This window comes from Ignavibacteriales bacterium (assembly GCA_026390795.1).
Taxonomy (GTDB): domain Bacteria; phylum Bacteroidota; class Ignavibacteria; order Ignavibacteriales; family Melioribacteraceae; genus Fen-1258.
The window spans coordinates 1,934,330-1,950,524 of record JAPLFG010000003.1; the positions used below are offsets into that span (position 1 = coordinate 1,934,330).

General features: G+C 31.8%; 11 protein-coding genes. 8 read left to right on the plus strand and 3 right to left on the minus strand.

Annotation, left to right across the window (positions count from 1 at the left end):
• The first annotated feature begins 64 nt into the window (after window positions 1-64).
• The 8 genes from NTX65_12080 to NTX65_12115 all read left to right on the plus strand — a co-directional run bounded on the left by NTX65_12080 (window position 65) and on the right by NTX65_12115 (window position 12,301).
• The gene (locus NTX65_12080; protein ID MCX6170075.1) at window positions 65-1,363 is read left to right on the plus strand and encodes a hypothetical protein; all 1,299 of its coding nucleotides are present in this window, start codon (window positions 65-67) and stop codon (window positions 1,361-1,363) included.
• Between the two features lie 113 nt (window positions 1,364-1,476).
• Window positions 1,477-3,696, plus strand: coding sequence for a hypothetical protein (locus tag NTX65_12085; protein MCX6170076.1), 2,220 nt, complete (start codon window positions 1,477-1,479; stop codon window positions 3,694-3,696).
• A gap of 3 nt (window positions 3,697-3,699) precedes the next feature.
• Window positions 3,700-4,740, plus strand: a complete 1,041-nt coding sequence (locus NTX65_12090) for a glycosyltransferase (protein MCX6170077.1) — start codon at window positions 3,700-3,702, stop codon at window positions 4,738-4,740.
• A gap of 10 nt (window positions 4,741-4,750) precedes the next feature.
• Complete coding sequence (locus tag NTX65_12095) at window positions 4,751-5,521, plus strand: class I SAM-dependent methyltransferase (GenBank protein ID MCX6170078.1); 771 nt, start codon at window positions 4,751-4,753, stop codon at window positions 5,519-5,521.
• 333 nt (window positions 5,522-5,854) lie between these two features.
• The gene (locus NTX65_12100; GenBank protein ID MCX6170079.1) at window positions 5,855-9,547 is read left to right on the plus strand and encodes a hypothetical protein; all 3,693 of its coding nucleotides are present in this window, start codon (window positions 5,855-5,857) and stop codon (window positions 9,545-9,547) included.
• A gap of 23 nt (window positions 9,548-9,570) precedes the next feature.
• The gene (locus NTX65_12105; protein ID MCX6170080.1) at window positions 9,571-10,419 is read left to right on the plus strand and encodes a glycosyltransferase family 2 protein; all 849 of its coding nucleotides are present in this window, start codon (window positions 9,571-9,573) and stop codon (window positions 10,417-10,419) included.
• Window positions 10,420-10,424: 5 nt separating this feature from the next.
• The gene (locus tag NTX65_12110; protein ID MCX6170081.1) at window positions 10,425-11,546 is read left to right on the plus strand and encodes a glycosyltransferase family 4 protein; all 1,122 of its coding nucleotides are present in this window, start codon (window positions 10,425-10,427) and stop codon (window positions 11,544-11,546) included.
• 32 nt (window positions 11,547-11,578) lie between these two features.
• Complete coding sequence (locus NTX65_12115) at window positions 11,579-12,301, plus strand: glycosyltransferase family 2 protein (GenBank protein MCX6170082.1); 723 nt, start codon at window positions 11,579-11,581, stop codon at window positions 12,299-12,301.
• A 410-nt stretch (window positions 12,302-12,711) separates the two neighbouring features.
• On the opposite strand, the gene gmd is transcribed toward NTX65_12115, so the two are convergent.
• From gmd to NTX65_12130, 3 genes are read right to left on the minus strand one after another with little or no spacing between them, the layout of a single operon-like run.
• Window positions 12,712-13,833: a GDP-mannose 4,6-dehydratase gene (gene gmd / locus NTX65_12120; protein MCX6170083.1), complete on the minus strand. Its 1,122-nt coding sequence runs from the start codon at window positions 13,831-13,833 to the stop codon at window positions 12,712-12,714.
• Between the two features lie 7 nt (window positions 13,834-13,840).
• Complete coding sequence (locus NTX65_12125; GenBank protein MCX6170084.1) at window positions 13,841-14,797, minus strand: GDP-L-fucose synthase; 957 nt, start codon at window positions 14,795-14,797, stop codon at window positions 13,841-13,843.
• A 32-nt stretch (window positions 14,798-14,829) separates the two neighbouring features.
• Window positions 14,830-16,173 carry a nucleotide sugar dehydrogenase gene (locus NTX65_12130; GenBank protein MCX6170085.1) on the minus strand — a complete coding sequence of 448 codons (1,344 nt, stop codon included), beginning with the start codon at window positions 16,171-16,173 and terminating at the stop codon, window positions 14,830-14,832.
• Between the last annotated feature and the right edge of the window lie 22 nt (window positions 16,174-16,195).

A 16,195-nucleotide genomic window follows, 5' to 3' on the forward strand; every position in this document is an offset into this window, starting at 1 on the left:
TATTTAGCTTTTACTTTAGAACTTTGCAAATATTATTATGATTTATCAACTTGTGTGGAATTGAATGATGATCTCCAAAAAATATCTAATCCGGTATCTACTTGTTATTATTGTTCTAGGGCTTAATCTATTCTTATTCCTCTCAAATTGGGGAATTCAAAATGCGGGAAATATGTCCGCAAATGAGGATGGCTGGATTAAGACATCACTGCAGTATATCACTCAGTCGAATATGGGCAGTCCAATTAAACATTCGCCTTTATTTCTAGATCTTATTTATCCTTTTGTATCGGGAACTTTCATTAATCCGCAAACTGGATTTGTGGTCTGGAAAATTATTCTGGTAGTAATCTCTTCATTACTTTTGTTTCTGCTGATATCAAAATTGACAAATACATTGTTTGGCCTTTTGTTAACTCTATATTTTCAATATTCAATATATATCTACACAAGTCCAACCTATTCCTTGCTCGCATTAATTTTCTATCTTCTGGCATTGGTGGTCTTAATAAAAAATCCAAAGTATAGTGGTCTATCCGTTGGAATATTGATATTAGGGGGTCTCGTTCGGTATGAGTTGTTCTTATTTGCGTTGGTTTTTCTGGTTCTTTTGGTAATATTTTCAAGAGAAATTATAACTGAAAAAAAATTTTACAAGCAATTAATCGTTCCTTTGCTTCTCTTTATTATTCTAATCTATTGGCATAATAGTAATATAATTCGTTTTTATAAAGATTATTTTACGGGAAGCCAAGAAACCGTAGTATGGTATACTGTCGATTTTTTATATGATGAAGGGGCTTTTCATAAGTATACTAATGCCGATAGAAAATCAAAAACTACGGAAGATATTAATAGGGTCTTGTTAGATACTTTTGGCAAAAATCAAGAAGAACTTGTTAAAAACAGTACACTCGTTGATTTGTTTCGAATGAATCCAACAGTAATGAAAAAACATTACGAAACAATCTTTTCAAAACATTTGCCCGAAGGTCTTGTGCAAACTTTTTTGATATATAATCCTGTTTCAAAGGAAAAAGAATTTCGATTCCTGGCGCTGACCATATTTATCGGATTTATTTACATTATCTTTCTAGGATTTTCAAAATTGTTCAAAAAGAATAACAAAACCATCATCGATATTATAAAAACCATCAAGCATGATATTAGCAAATTTCATTTGCCAACGGAGGTGGCCCTCTTAATTGTATCTTCTGTTATAGGTTTCATTCCATGGTTGCTAACAATGCCAGAACCACAGTATTTAATACTTGCAATTCCATTAATCTATGTGTCGGTTGCTATTATATTAAAAAAGACAATTCAAATATTAGGAAAAACATTCCGCTTAGAAAATGATTAGGTTAGGATTAATTTCTATTATAATCTTAAAAGTCATTATCTGTGACAATTTGAATAACCAAGAATATAATTATGTGTTTTATCATTTATTGCTAAAATAATTTGAGATAAAAAATGTTAATGTACTTACTAATAATTTATATCTATACAATAATTTCATTCTTTATAGGTTTTCCACTAGCTAGATATTTTTGGAGTGATCGTAAAGTGAGTGTTGAAGATGGAATATTGCGATATAAAATTATTCTTGCATCACCACTCCTTGGATTTCTGGTATTCAATCTTATCGTATTTACACTTTCCGGACTATTGAAAAGCGGTGTAGATAAGCTTGCTTTACCGGTAATGTTAATTCTAGTTCTATTAGTGATTGCTTTTTATGTAAAAAACATGAATGAGATCCAACTTTTTTTCTCAATAATCAAATCCAATATGTTGCTTCTAATAATTATCGGGGTGATAGTAATTCCTATAGCGATATTCCATATTGTTTTTCCGATGATTAAGTATTCATGGTTAATGTCTTATTCTATTGGAAATGATGGATCCAGATATTTGATGATGGTGGATTATTTACAAAAGCAGAGGTTCATGTATGGTGTTACGCTAAATCAGACATTATTTTACCCCATGGCTAATAGGCCATTGATGCATTACGCAATGGCCATACCGGTTTCACTATTCCATACAAACGGATTTATCTCTTACTCGGCTGTCTCCTCTATGTTTTCTATTTTCAGTTCATTGTCATTAGGTCTTCTTATCTCATCACTTTTTAATAACAAGGGCGTCATTAGGACTGTTATTTTATCCTCTATTGTTTTTGGTACTTTTGGATTTTTCTTGAGATTATATTACGAAGGGTTTGTTGGACAATATTATGCCGCATTTCCTTTTTTATTTATGTTGAGCATAATTTCAATTGATAAAAAGACGAGCAAACATTTTGTTTTTCTGCTATTTGGGTTTATAGTTAATTCGGCTATGTATTCAACTGGAAATACTGTTTTGCTCGTTTTATTCATGATTGCGTTAATAATTCCGGAATACATAATCAGAGATAAATCTTATAAACATGCAGCGATTTTTGTTTTAATACTAGCTTTAACTTGCTTAATATCACTTTTCATTTTTAGCTATGAACTTCACAAGTATAATCCTTCAGATTTTGTGTCGCAAAGAAATGCTGGATATGATTATGGATTGACACTTAGTTTATTGAACCTTAGTGGCTTACTCTCTAAACATTTTCAGATTGCGGATGTTGGAACTCTTACAACCTATATCTATGCGTTTTTTATAATATTTTTTAGCACATCAGTATACCTAATGCTGAAGGAGAAGAAAAAAGTTATAAGTTTTGCATCTTTATTTATTATTTCGATTATAACAATAATCCTCCTCTATAGAACATACAATTATTACTTCTTAAATAAAGTTTCAACCCTCTTGATGCCTCTATTTTTTTTAAGTCCAATTTATTTTTTATCGACTATAAATTTTAAAAAATTCTCTATCATAAAAGCTATTTTACCTTTCGTTTCATTGTTGATTATAGGATTGTTCGTTTATAGTGGCTATAAAAATCTTCGTCTATTTGCAGAAATTGCGGACCAACGAAAAACAAATGTTGATAGCGAGATGATCAAAATGAAAGATCATTTATTGATTAATAATCCATTTGAGCGAAAAATATTTGTAATAGACTATGGCCTGGAAAGACATTTATTGTTGCGACAGTTTTTCAAAGAATTTCAATGGCAACCAATTAAGGACGAATCATTATGGGCCGAATTCATGTACAAACGAGATTCATATCCAAAAGAATTCGATGACTATGAGAATAATATTCTGTTAGTTGGTAATGATTTGACCGATCCAGTTGATTATTCAGCGGATAAAGATTATTTAATTTACTCTAATAATTATTTTAGCATTTATAATAAAACAGCTAGCTACTTTGATTTTGATCTTTCTTGGAAATATCAGTTTTTAGAACGAATACAAAAAGGTTCAAGCCATGTTGATAAATATTCAAAGACGACTAAAGACACAACGTCTATTATCACTTTTGTGAATAATGGGGAATTTGGAAAACTTCAGGTGGAGTTTGAGTGTAAGAATCCACTTAATCTTTCAACGGAACCTCTGTTTTCTGTTATGATCGGCAATAAATCAGTTACAAAGGAAAATTTGAAGGTGCTTTCCGCGGATAATTATTTATTATCGTTTACTAGGAAAAATGATTTTCCAAAGCGTGTGACAACTATTACTTTTAATCAAAAAGCAGGCTCACAAATACTAATTAGAAATATTCTGTTTGATAGGGAATAATTCATGTTAGATCAAAACAATCAAATAGTGGTTCTTATCCCAGCTTTTAATCCTAGCGAAAAAATCCTGAAGTTAGTTCGTGATTTATCCGAATCGATGATTGCGAATATTGTAGTAGTCAACGATGGTAGCAAAAAAGAATTTCAATGTAATTTTGATAAACTGAAATCTATAAATAAATGTATCGTAATTGAGCATGCAGTAAATTTAGGAAAAGGTCGTTCCCTTAAAACAGGATTGAACTATATTTATTCGAAATTTAATTATGCCATCGGTGTTGTTACTGCTGATGCTGATGGACAACATATAGCTCATGATATTCTTAAAGTGGCCGATGAGTTATGCGAGCATTCTGCCAGTCTCATATTGGGTGTAAGAGAATTCAAAAGAGATGTACCGCTCAGAAGTTTGTTCGGAAATATTGTGACAAAATTTGTGTTTCATTTTTTCGCAGGTTTAAAAATATCCGACACTCAATCAGGACTAAGGGGAATCCCGAGGTCAATAATTCCCCAACTTTTACCTTTATATGGGGAAGGTTATAATTATGAAACGAATATGTTGCTATCTACACGTGATATTGGTATAAAGATTATAGAAGTACCCATTCAGACTATTTATTTAGATAACAATGAATCGTCTCATTTTTATCCTATATTGGACTCAATTAGGATCTATTACATATTTATTAAATATTCGGCATCCTCAATAAGTGCAAGTATTGTTGATTTTATTATCTTCTCTTTGGTCTATTATTCTACTTACAATATTACCGCAAGCATTTTTATTGCACGGCTTGTTTCGTCCTTAATAAATTTTATGGTAAACAAAACATATGTCTTCTCCATAAAAGGGAATAGCGGAATTACCTTACTGAAGTATTATTTACTATTACTTGTATCAGCAACTACAGCTTTGCTGGTAATAAAAAATTTATTATTACCAATTGGAATTAATATTATTGTTGCAAAAATATTAACAGAAACATTACTGTTCTTTATGAATTATCAGTTACAGAGAAGTATAGTATTTACCAAAAAATAGAATAATACCTATGAACGAAATTGAAAAAGAAGACCAATATTTATTTAATACAATCGCAAATAAGTATAGCCGGAAGGATGATGTATTATCGTCAAGCATTGCACGAAGATTCCAATTATTTAGTTTAATGGAACTTATTAAATCTATCTCCACTAAATCATTTTTTGAAAGAATAATTGAAATAGGTTGTGGCGTAGGTGCATCAAGTAAGTATTTAGACGGATATTACAAGCAATATGTTGGTATAGATTATTCGAAAGAGATTATCCAGATTGCCAATAAAAGATATAGTAAGGATAATGTTGAATTCATCTGCTCTAATATCAAAGAATTTAGAACCACTCAAATACCAAACTTGGTGATTGGAATTGGTATTCTTCACCACATGGTAGATTTAGATACTGCATTAAAAGAATTAAATGAATTTACTAATAATGAGACCATTATCGCTTTCATTGAGCCAAATTCCGGAAATCCATTTATTCAACTATTGAGAATGATTCGGAAAATAATTGATAAATCTTATTCAGAAGATCAATCTTTCTTTTCAAAAAAAGATTTGCTGGATCTGTTTAGTCGAAATGGTTTTGTTGTGGAGGGTGTAAAATATGAGGGATATTTTTCACCACCCTTTGCCCAAGTTATTATCCAACCACAGTTTATATTTAAATCTATTTCTTATTTGACAACTATGATGGATGGCTTCATCCAAAAGCATTTTAATTTTTATCTATCTTGGAATATTATGATTGTTGTAAAGAGTAAAACTAATCCAAAATAATTTAATAATTTGGCAGGAATAAGATAAAGTGAATAGAATTGTATTTAGTTGTAGTAAGTGGCTAAACCGATACTAGTGCATATTGCATGTTATCTTTCTTAAAGTTCATTAATAATTTTAACAGATATCTAAAATAAATCCATGTTCATACTGTTCAGTGTTTTATTCATACTATTTATTTCATTCATTTTTGGTTATGGAATTCTTCAACTAATTAGTTCGACTGATTCTATAAATAAAAATAATCAACACCTCATCTTCCTTAGCCCATTAGTCGGATATTGCACATCACAGCTACTGTTTTTGTTTATTTATTATATAAAGGAAAATGTTTTGATTTCCTTTTGGGTAACGATTATTTCTTTATTGTTAATTACAATTACTGTTAATTTATATAATAAATCTAAAAGAGGATATTCCATAGCTTCTGTAAAAGCTATAATAAAAGAAAATTATAATCTTCTTTTTATATTGATTGCAATTGTGATTTTAAGTTCTTGGCAATATTTAATTGTTGGGCAAGAAAATTATTTGCATTCTGCAAACGAGGACTTTTTCGATGCAATAAACGGAGGTAAGAATTATTTTACTAATGTACCGTTAAAATTGATGGAAGAAGATTTTCGAAGCAATTTTCCGTTACAATACAGCAGCCAAACATTTTGGCATATGTTTTTGAGAAACGACTGGGTAGACGGATTTCTCCAACAATCCATATTAAATCTATTTCTTACCGCTATTGGAGTCTTTTGGCTTACTAAATATGTATTCAATACCAAACATTATATCGCATTGTTAGCAAGTTTTTGGAGCGTTGCTTCGAATTTTTATCTGACAACTTATTTAAATGGTCATATCGGCTCATTGATGTATGGCTCTGTGATCCCTTATTTCGTTGGAATTATTTTATTGTGGAGCCAAAATAAGCTAGGCAAAAAATGGTTGATTTTTCTGATATTTCTGTTCTTATGGATTCACATCACTTATCCCGGCCCCATTTATTTCGTGCTGATTCCTGCGCTCATTATTGTTATCTATGAAAAAATAATTTTACCATTAGAATTCGACAAAAAATTTCTAAAATTTCTAAAAAATCAATCCAAAAACTCTATTAATGGCCCTCGTTTCAGAGTCAACATTTTACGTGTTTTGATTTTGTCTGGAATAATTTTGCTCGTTGTAATGTCTATTGCTTTGTGGTCTTATAATTATTTCGAGCCAAGAAGAATAAGTGCAATATTAAGAACAAATGTTAGCTGGAAAATATCATTATTCAAAGAAATGCTAATGGTATTCTGGGGTATTTACCCATCCGGCTCTTCTGGGACGCTTTCATTATTGCCGTTATTAATCTCTAACGGAACGATTAACGCTCTTTCGCTATTGGGTGCTATAATAGTAACATGCATATCTATTATCGCTGCAATCACTAATTATCATATTAGAAACAGATCGTACCTGTTAGTTTATTCGATCCTATTCATACCGTTTTTTATAATAATGCGCTACTTTTGGGGTAGCCCGTATTACTTCTACAAATTTTTGTATACAAACTACTTCTTAATAGTAATTATTGTTATTATCTGGTTATGTGAGAACAATAAGAGCTATCGTGTCTGGAAGATAAACCCCATTATATATTTGTTCAGTTTAGTCGGGTTATTGAACATTGCTTGGGATATTTCAATTAGTTATGATTTTTATAGAAGAATATATAATCAAAAAAATGTTATCTCTGATTTCGTTACACATTTATCAGGAAAGGAATATGAAGGCAAAATAAGATTAGATATACCAAGTGATCTTTATAGTAAAGCCTTCCGGTATATATTTAATAAAAATGGAATAGGAATAGTTCAAGATCGCACTCAAGGTGAATTTGTTGTACAAGTTAAAAATATAGGAGACGTATCATACAATACTGTAGATAAAGACACTATCATATATTCCAATGATCTCTTGAAATTAATCAAACCAAACATATGCAACAGGATGTCAATAGAAACTCAATATCCGCCTGAATATAATGGGAGCGTGAATATTCATTGGGTGGGTAACCAACTGAGTTTACAGAGAGGTGTAATCACCAATTCTGTGTTAGAAGTTGCCAATCAAATAAATAAAATGGATATAGGTGGAAAAATATTTGTCGACATTTTTACCGATGATATCCAAGATTATACTTTTTATATCGTTGATAATATCTTTGTGAATGAGAGGATCAAAGCGCAAAAAGATCCAAATGGTGCAGATTATTTTCTAAGAGTGAGAGGGGATAAAACCAATTTCAAATCTATCATTCAGAATAATAAGGAAGAACGTATAATATGGCAAAATGATTTTTTTGAAATAGTTCTTATTCCAAAAGACAAAAGAACGTTGGCTCACGATATTGTAATGAACATGAATGTCTCAACTTTGGTTTCAAAAATAAAAGAAATCGGTAATACTATATATGTTGACACTCCTAGAGAAGATGATGTTTTACAGCTATTTTTTAAACAGAGGGTTGTGCCGCATGGTATCAGAATAGTAAATGATCCTGACAGTACAATGTTGTTCTGCAGATATAAATTTTATTCCCCACTGACTAGTCTGTCTAATTACACAATAACATCTTCCAAGGAAAAGTTAATATACAGAACTACAAATAATATCGATAAAAACTTTCCCGTAGATTTCGAATTAATACAAATACCTCTCAAAGGTAGAGATACACTTAAAAGAGATGGAAAAAGTTTTTTCAGAGACCGGTTCTTATTAGGAAAAAGGAAGGAAGATTTTAAAGTTGTTATTGATAATCCTTCTGAAGCCGTTAAATTTATCCGAATGTTAATCGCTCCCGGCCCAAGTATCGATTTTAAAGGCTTTAACCTAATTGTAACTTCAAATGATTCATCATTCAATAAAACCTATTTGATTCAGTCACCGGTAACCAAAATAGATATTCCTATTAATCAATTTACTTTAGACACTCAAACACAAATTCGAATAAATTTAGAAGGAAAGGATTTTAGTGGCAAAAACTTAACTGGGCACTCCTTGCTTCCTATTGAGGAAAGGTATTTATTATATAATGTTTTAGCTATGGAACTAACGGATAATATTAATAGCTATTCATCTAATATACTTCGGATATTAAATAGTCAACCTCAACCAAGATTTAATCCTATCATCAAAAAATTGTTTAATCTTAAAAAAACTGAAGATATTATCGAAACATCCGACACCAATAAAGTCTTTTTTGGATTAGGATGGTATAATCCAGATAAATATAAAGGAGAATTATTCCGCTGGGTTGGTAAAGATACTGCTGAAATTATCTTGAACCATTTCAAGCCGAAAGAAAATTCTTTAATTCTTAATCTTGAGCCTGGACCAGGTACAACCGGTTCGCCGCTTGAATTAAATGTTTTGTATAATGGAAATATTTTTCAACAATTTAAGGTGGAAGGGAAGCGAAACGTTGAAATTTCTTTTCCGAGAGAAACATTTAAAAATTCTCCTGATCAGATTATTCTAAAATTAATCACGAACAGCCAAGATCATAAAATTGCTTCGGATCCGCGGATTCTAAATTACCGCGTAAATAATATTTCATTGAAGCAAATAGAATTGAAAAAGAACGATATTGTAGAAGCTATTAATAGAGACGAGATACAAGTTGGTGCGGGCTGGTACACGTATGAAACATATAATAATGAATCATTCCGTTGGGTTGGCAGGGAGCCGGCCGAAATTATGATTTCAAATCCAGACACGACATTTCATAAAATTAAACTTGATATTGAACCGGGTCCGGGATGTGCTGGAAAACCTTTACGAATAAAAATGTTTTTTGACAATAGATTTATCGGAGAAAAAACTGCAGTTGGCAGAGAAAGCTTAATAATAGATCTACCTGAACGTTCAAGAAAATATAAACCGGTTGTTCTAAAACTTCTTCCAGTGAGTAAGAATTTAGCAATCAAGTCCGACAAAAGAATTTTAAATTTCAGAACATTTAACATAAGTCTGCTCAAATAGGATCAACCAAAATTATTTCTTGTATGATGATAAAAGAAGGCGGAAAAAGAATAAATAATATTTCGAGAATCTCTTCAGAGGAGAATCCGTTAGTCAGCGTTATCACCGTAGTACTAAATGGGGAAAAATATCTTGAGCAGACAATTAAAAGTGTTCTTGAACAATCGTATGGCAATATAGAGTATATCATAATTGACGGGGGATCAACGGATGGTACTCTTCAAATAATTCAAAAATATAATGAATCAATTGATTATTGGATCAGCCGGCCGGACAACGGAATCAGTTCTGCTTTTAATTTTGGCATTGAGAAAGCTAATGGAGTAATAATTGGGATGATCAATTCCGATGATTGGTATGAACCTGATGCTGTTCTAAAAATGATTAATTCATATAAATCGGTAAATCCGGATTTGATTTGCGGAGCTGCCCGATTCTGGCAGAAGAATGAAAAAGTAATAATCTCTCATTCGGATATAAAAAAAATAAAAAGAGAGACATCAATTCATCATTCAACGGTCTTCATTAAAAAAAATATATATGATGCTTACGGCGGTTTTGATGTTAATTATAAATACGCGATGGATTATGAGTTTCTCTTAAGATTAAAAATGAATGAAGTAAAATTTTACGCACTTAATGACGTTCTAGCTAATAGCAGACTGGAAGGAATATCTGATAAAAATAATAAATACGCTCTTGAAGAAACTAGGCTTGCAAGATTGAATCATTTCTCCAGAATTAATGTATGGTCCAATTATGGCTATATTAGAATTAAGAATTACTTAGGCCGATTATTAAAAGAGAGTATTTTTATTTTCGTGTACAGATCTTATTGGAAGAGAAAAAACAAAAAATTATCTAAAGGCTAATTATTTTGAAAATCTGTTTTGTTACCGATTCCTACCCGCCAAACATTGGCGGTGCCGAAATAGTTATTCAGAATATAGTGGAGGGAGTAGCAAAACATGGAATTGAGACTATAGTAATAACAACCCGTCCCAATGGTCATTTATCATCAGGAGTCCAATCCGAAGAAAAAAACATTATACGAATCAAAATTCCAAAATTTTTAAGTCGTTTTTGGTTTTTGATTTTTTCTATCTCCCAGATTTTAAGACATGCCAAAGATGCAGATCTTATTCACGGTACAAGTTACGGCGGTATTATGCCAACATTCATTGCGGGCAAACTATTACATAAACCAATAGTCCTTACTATTCACGAATTTATGGGAAATAATTGGTTTAGGTTTGGCAATAATTATTTCTCTGCCTTATTCTATTTTCTTGCCGAAAAAATATTCGCAAGACTTTCATTTTCGAAATTTGTTGCAGTCTCAAATTATACTGAAAACATTTTGATCAATGCCGGTATTAAGAAAGAGAAAGTAACTCTAATTTATAACGGCGAAAGTTTCAACGAGATCAAGTTTAGTAAATCTGCTTCTGAAATTAGGAACGAATTAGGTATTCAGCCAAATGATTTGGTGTTCGCTGCATATGGAAGAACAGGTTTAACAAAGGGCTTTGAATATCTCGTCGACTCTATTCCATTGGTCCTTAATGAAATCAGCAATGCGATCTTTCTATTGATTCTGACCAAGGATGATAAGAAAATATGGAATAGGATCACTGCAAAAATTAATAGAATAGATAAAAAACGAATTATATTTTTCACATCTTTGCATAAAGGAAAATTATTCGATTATCTAAACGCAGCAGATGTAATAATAATTCCTTCTTTGTCAGAAGGATTCGGTTACACAACTCTTGAAGCTGTTAAGATGAATAAGAATATCGTGGCTACAAAGGTTGGTGCAATCCCAGAAGTAATAAGCGGAAAGTACATTTTTGTTGAGCCGCAGTCTGCCGAGGCTATTAAATCCGGTTGTATTAAAGCCTTTAAAAACGAATACGTGTATAAAGAACCCATAATATTTAAATGGGAAAATTCTATAAATAGTTACGTGAAATTATATAAAGAAATAATAAATTAGAGCTGCAAAATTATAATAAATATGGGTATTGCTTGACTAATCGTTACGGGAAAAAATTTTTAATCTTAATCCCTGCTTTCAATGAAGAGGATAGAATAAGCAATGTAATTTGCGAGTGTAGGAAATATTTATCAAATGAAACAGATCTGTTAGTAATAAATGATGGCTCGACTGACGGGACACTTTTGGTATGTGAAAAAGAAGGAGTCGATGTTATAAATACTCCTTTTAATCAAGGGATTGGAAATGCGCTTCAGACAGGATTTCGTTACGCAATTGAGAATAATTATGATTTCTTAATTAATCTAGATGCTGATGGACAACATAACCCATCAGACCTCCCAAAATTTATTAAGAAGTTGCATGATGGAGAATATGATATAATAATCGGCTCCCGGTTTCTCGAAAAAAGCAATTACGATGGCGCAATGGTTAAAGTCCTTGGAATTAAGTTCTTCTCGAAATTAATTTCATTATTGATAAGAGAAAAATTGACCGATGTAACTTCCGGTTTTAGAGGTATGAACAGAGCAGTTCTAAATTTTGCACTTATTGACACATTCAACTTCGATTACCCTGATGCCGATTTTCTTTTAACTCTTCATAGAGCTGGTTTTAAATTTTGTGAAATACCGGTAGTTATGCAGAAACGGTTGGGTGGTAAATCGCAGCACAGAGGACTTAAGCCGCTCTACTATATATTCAAAATGTTACTTTCTATTTTTATTATCTTATTAAGAGAAAAAAAACGTTGAACAATTTTAGAGGAGAAATTCCATCTCTACGCGATTAAATATTATTGTAATTATAATAGGTGCTATAATTGTGGTTGGTATTATAGAACTCGTAAGAAGAAGAAAATTGAACGAGGAATACTCTTTTTTATGGTTGATAATTGGAATTGTTTTATTGTTGATAACTTTTTTCCCTCAATTAATCTACTATATTTCTAATGCTTTCGGGACCGAATTGCCAATCAACACGTTATTTTTTACAGGTATTGTATTTCTTATGCTCCTTGGTTTATTCTTTTCATTGAAGATTTCGATTTTGTCAAATCGGGTAAAAAAACTCTCCCAGAAAATTGCTTTATTAGAATTTGAGATGAAAAAAAATAATAAATCAGAAGAAGAGAGCAATAGATAATTATTTTAATAAAATAGAATTAATAGCCACGTTTGAGAACTTTTTCCAAATCCGACTTTATCATAATCTTTACCAAATCAACAAATTTTGTTTTTGCTTTCCATTCAAGTTCTCTCTTAGCTTTTTCTGCATTCCCGATTAGCAAATCAACTTCTGTAGGTCTGTAATAATTTGAATTAATTGAAACAACAACATCGCCGACTTTTACATTATTTGAAAGTGAAAATCTTAGATCTTTTTTATCAACCTCAACTAATTGTTCTGCAGCTGAAAGATCAATCTTTTTAATGATTCCTTTTTCGTCTTCTTCCATTCCATTCCATTCTAGCTCAATACCTACTTCGCTGAATGAATTTTCAATGAATTCCCTTACTGTATGAGTTTCTCCGGTAGCAAGAACAAAGTCGTCGGCTTTTTCATAATGCAATATTCTCCACATACCTTCACAGAATTCAGGTGCATAACCCCAATCTCGTTTGGAATTTAAATTACCAATCGATAACTCTTTATCAATTCCAGTAATTATACGGGAGACAGCACGTGTTATTTTTCTTGTTACAAAAGTTTCACCGCGTCTAGGAGATTCATGATTAAATAAAATACCATTTGAAGCGAAAATATTATATGCTTCACGATAATTCACAATTATCCAGTATCCATACAATTTTGCTACACCATAAGGAGAGCGTGGATAGAATGGAGTCTTTTCGGACTGGGGAACTTCTTGTGCTTTTCCAAATAGTTCACTCGTGGATGCTTGATAGAATTTTACTTTGCGCAATCCCACCTCTCTGATGGCATCCAAAAATCGTAAAGTGCCTAATGCATCCACTTGTGCAGTATAATCCGGTATTTCAAATGATACTTTTACATGACTTTGAGCCGCAAGATTATATATTTCATTTGGTTCAATTTTTTCAAGAAGGCGGTTCAGATTACTTGTATCTACTAAATCACCATAATGAAGAAATAATTTCTTATTCATTATCTCATGATTATTGTAGAGGTGATCAATTCTGTTTGTGTTGAAAGAACTGCTCCTCCGAATGATACCATGAACTTCATATCCTTTCTCTAAAAGGATCTCAGTCAGATAACTTCCATCCTGTCCTGTAATTCCGGTTATTAATGCTTTTGGCAAATCTCACCTATAATATTTTTATGTTATTATTTAAGTACCACTTATAAGTTAGTTCTATACCGTCTTCTAAAGATGTTTTGTGTTCCCACCCTAATTGATGAAGGCGGGAGACGTCCAACAATTTTTTCGGAGTACCATCTGGCTTGGAAGAATCATAATTTATTTCGCCATTGAAGCCGATTATTCTTTTAATCATTTTAGATAATTCTTCAATTGAGATATCTTGACCCGTGCCTATATTTAAATGAGTTAGACTATTATCGTAAAGATCCCTTGCGTTAATTTTATCAAATAGAAAATAAATTGCATCTGCAAGATCATCCACAAACAAAAACTCACGGCATGGTTTTCCTGTTCCCCAAATTTGAACTTTATCATTATTATTAATTTTTGCTTCGTGAAATTTTCGCATCAAGGCAGGTAATACATGGGATGATTCTAAATCGAAATTATCATAGTAGCCGTATAAATTAGTCGGCATAATAGAGTAATAATTACATCCATATTGTTTATAATAACTTTCACAAAGTTTAATACCAGCAATTTTTGCAATTGCATAAGGTTCGTTGGTGTATTCTAAATAATCAGAAAGAAGATATTCTTCTTTTAAAGGTTGAGGTGCAAGTTTAGGATAAATACAAGAACTTCCGAGAAATATTAGTTTCTCAGTTCCATTTTTATATGCTTCATTAATAATATTAGCCTCTATCATCAAATTGTCGTAAAGAAACTCAGCGCGATATTTGTTATTGGCTAAAATACCGCCAACTTTTGCTGCCGCTATAATTACAACCTCAGGTTTTTCATAGCTAAAAAAACGGTTGGCTTCATTTTGTTGACGCAAATCCAATTCTTCTAGAGATCTTAAAACGAAATTGTCAAATCCTGCACTTTTAAATCTTCTTAATATTGCTGAACCGACCATCCCCTTATGACCCGCTATATATATCTTTTTGTTATTCATAGAACAAGTTCAAATTCACTTTAATTTATCAATCATGATTTATAAATATGAGGACTCTTAATTCCATGACGTTCAAATGCATTCCGTGTATCAACGATTAGCTTAGAATTTTTAGCAATCAATTCATAATCGAAATTATCGTGGTCTGTACTTAAAAGGACTAGATCATAAGAAGATAAATTTTTTGCAGAAAGATTGATAGACGGTATGTTATAATCATATTTTCTTGAAGGAGTTAGTTGGGGGGCATAAGGATCGCTAAAATCAACTTTTGCATCTTTGTTCTGAAATATTTCAATGAGTTTTAGTGATGGCGATTCACGTTTATCGTCGATATTTCTTTTGTATGATACTCCAAGAATAAGAATCTTTGCACCCTTGATTGATTTGCAATTTTGATTAAGAACACTAATTACTTTTTCTGCAACATAATATGGCTGATATGTATTGATCTCACCGGCCAATTCTATAAACTTTGTACTGATATCATATTCTCGTGCTTTCCATGTTAAGTAAAAAGGATCGATGGGAATGCAATGACCACCAAGGCCTGGGCCAGGATAAAATGCTTGAAAACCAAATGGTTTAGTCTTCGCGGCTTCAATTACCTCCCAAACGTCTATTTTCATTTTATCAAATACCATTTTGAGTTCGTTCATTAGTGCAATATTTACAGAGCGATAAATATTTTCTAATAATTTAGTCGCTTCAGCTACTCTGGTTGATGAAACGGGCACTGTTTTGATAATAATTTGGTCATATAGTAAGCATGCAATTTCAAGGCATTTGCTTGTTGTACCCCCAACCACTTTAGGAATCGTTGATGTTGAATAATTCGGATTATTAGGGTCCTCTCTCTCTGGACTGAAAGCTAAAAAAAAGTCTTCCCCAACTTCAAATTTTTTATTTCCTTCTACTAATCCGCTATCTTCGAATAAAGGAAGTAAAATTTCCTCTGTCGTACCCGGATAGGTCGAGGATTCCAAAACAACAAGCTGACCTTTTCGCAGAAATTGAGCCACCAATTCAGCGGAATTTTTCACATAAGTGAGATCAGGTTCCCGGTGTTCGTCAAGTGGAGTTGGAACACATAATAATATTGCATCGGTTTCTTTAATTCTAGAAAAATCTGTGGTTGCTGAAAACAACTGTGATTTAACCGCTAAGGCAATTTTTTCTGAAGGAATATGTTTAATGTAACTTTGTCCGCTCATTAAAAGGGGAATCTTCCCTTCATCAATGTCAAATCCAATAGTTTTAAAGCCTTTTTTCGAAAATTCTAAAGCGAGAGGTAAACCAACATATCCAAGGCCTATAACCGCAATTGTAGCAGTTTTAGAGTTAATTTTATATATAAATTGATGATAAGAATTCATATAATTATTACTCTTACTTTAA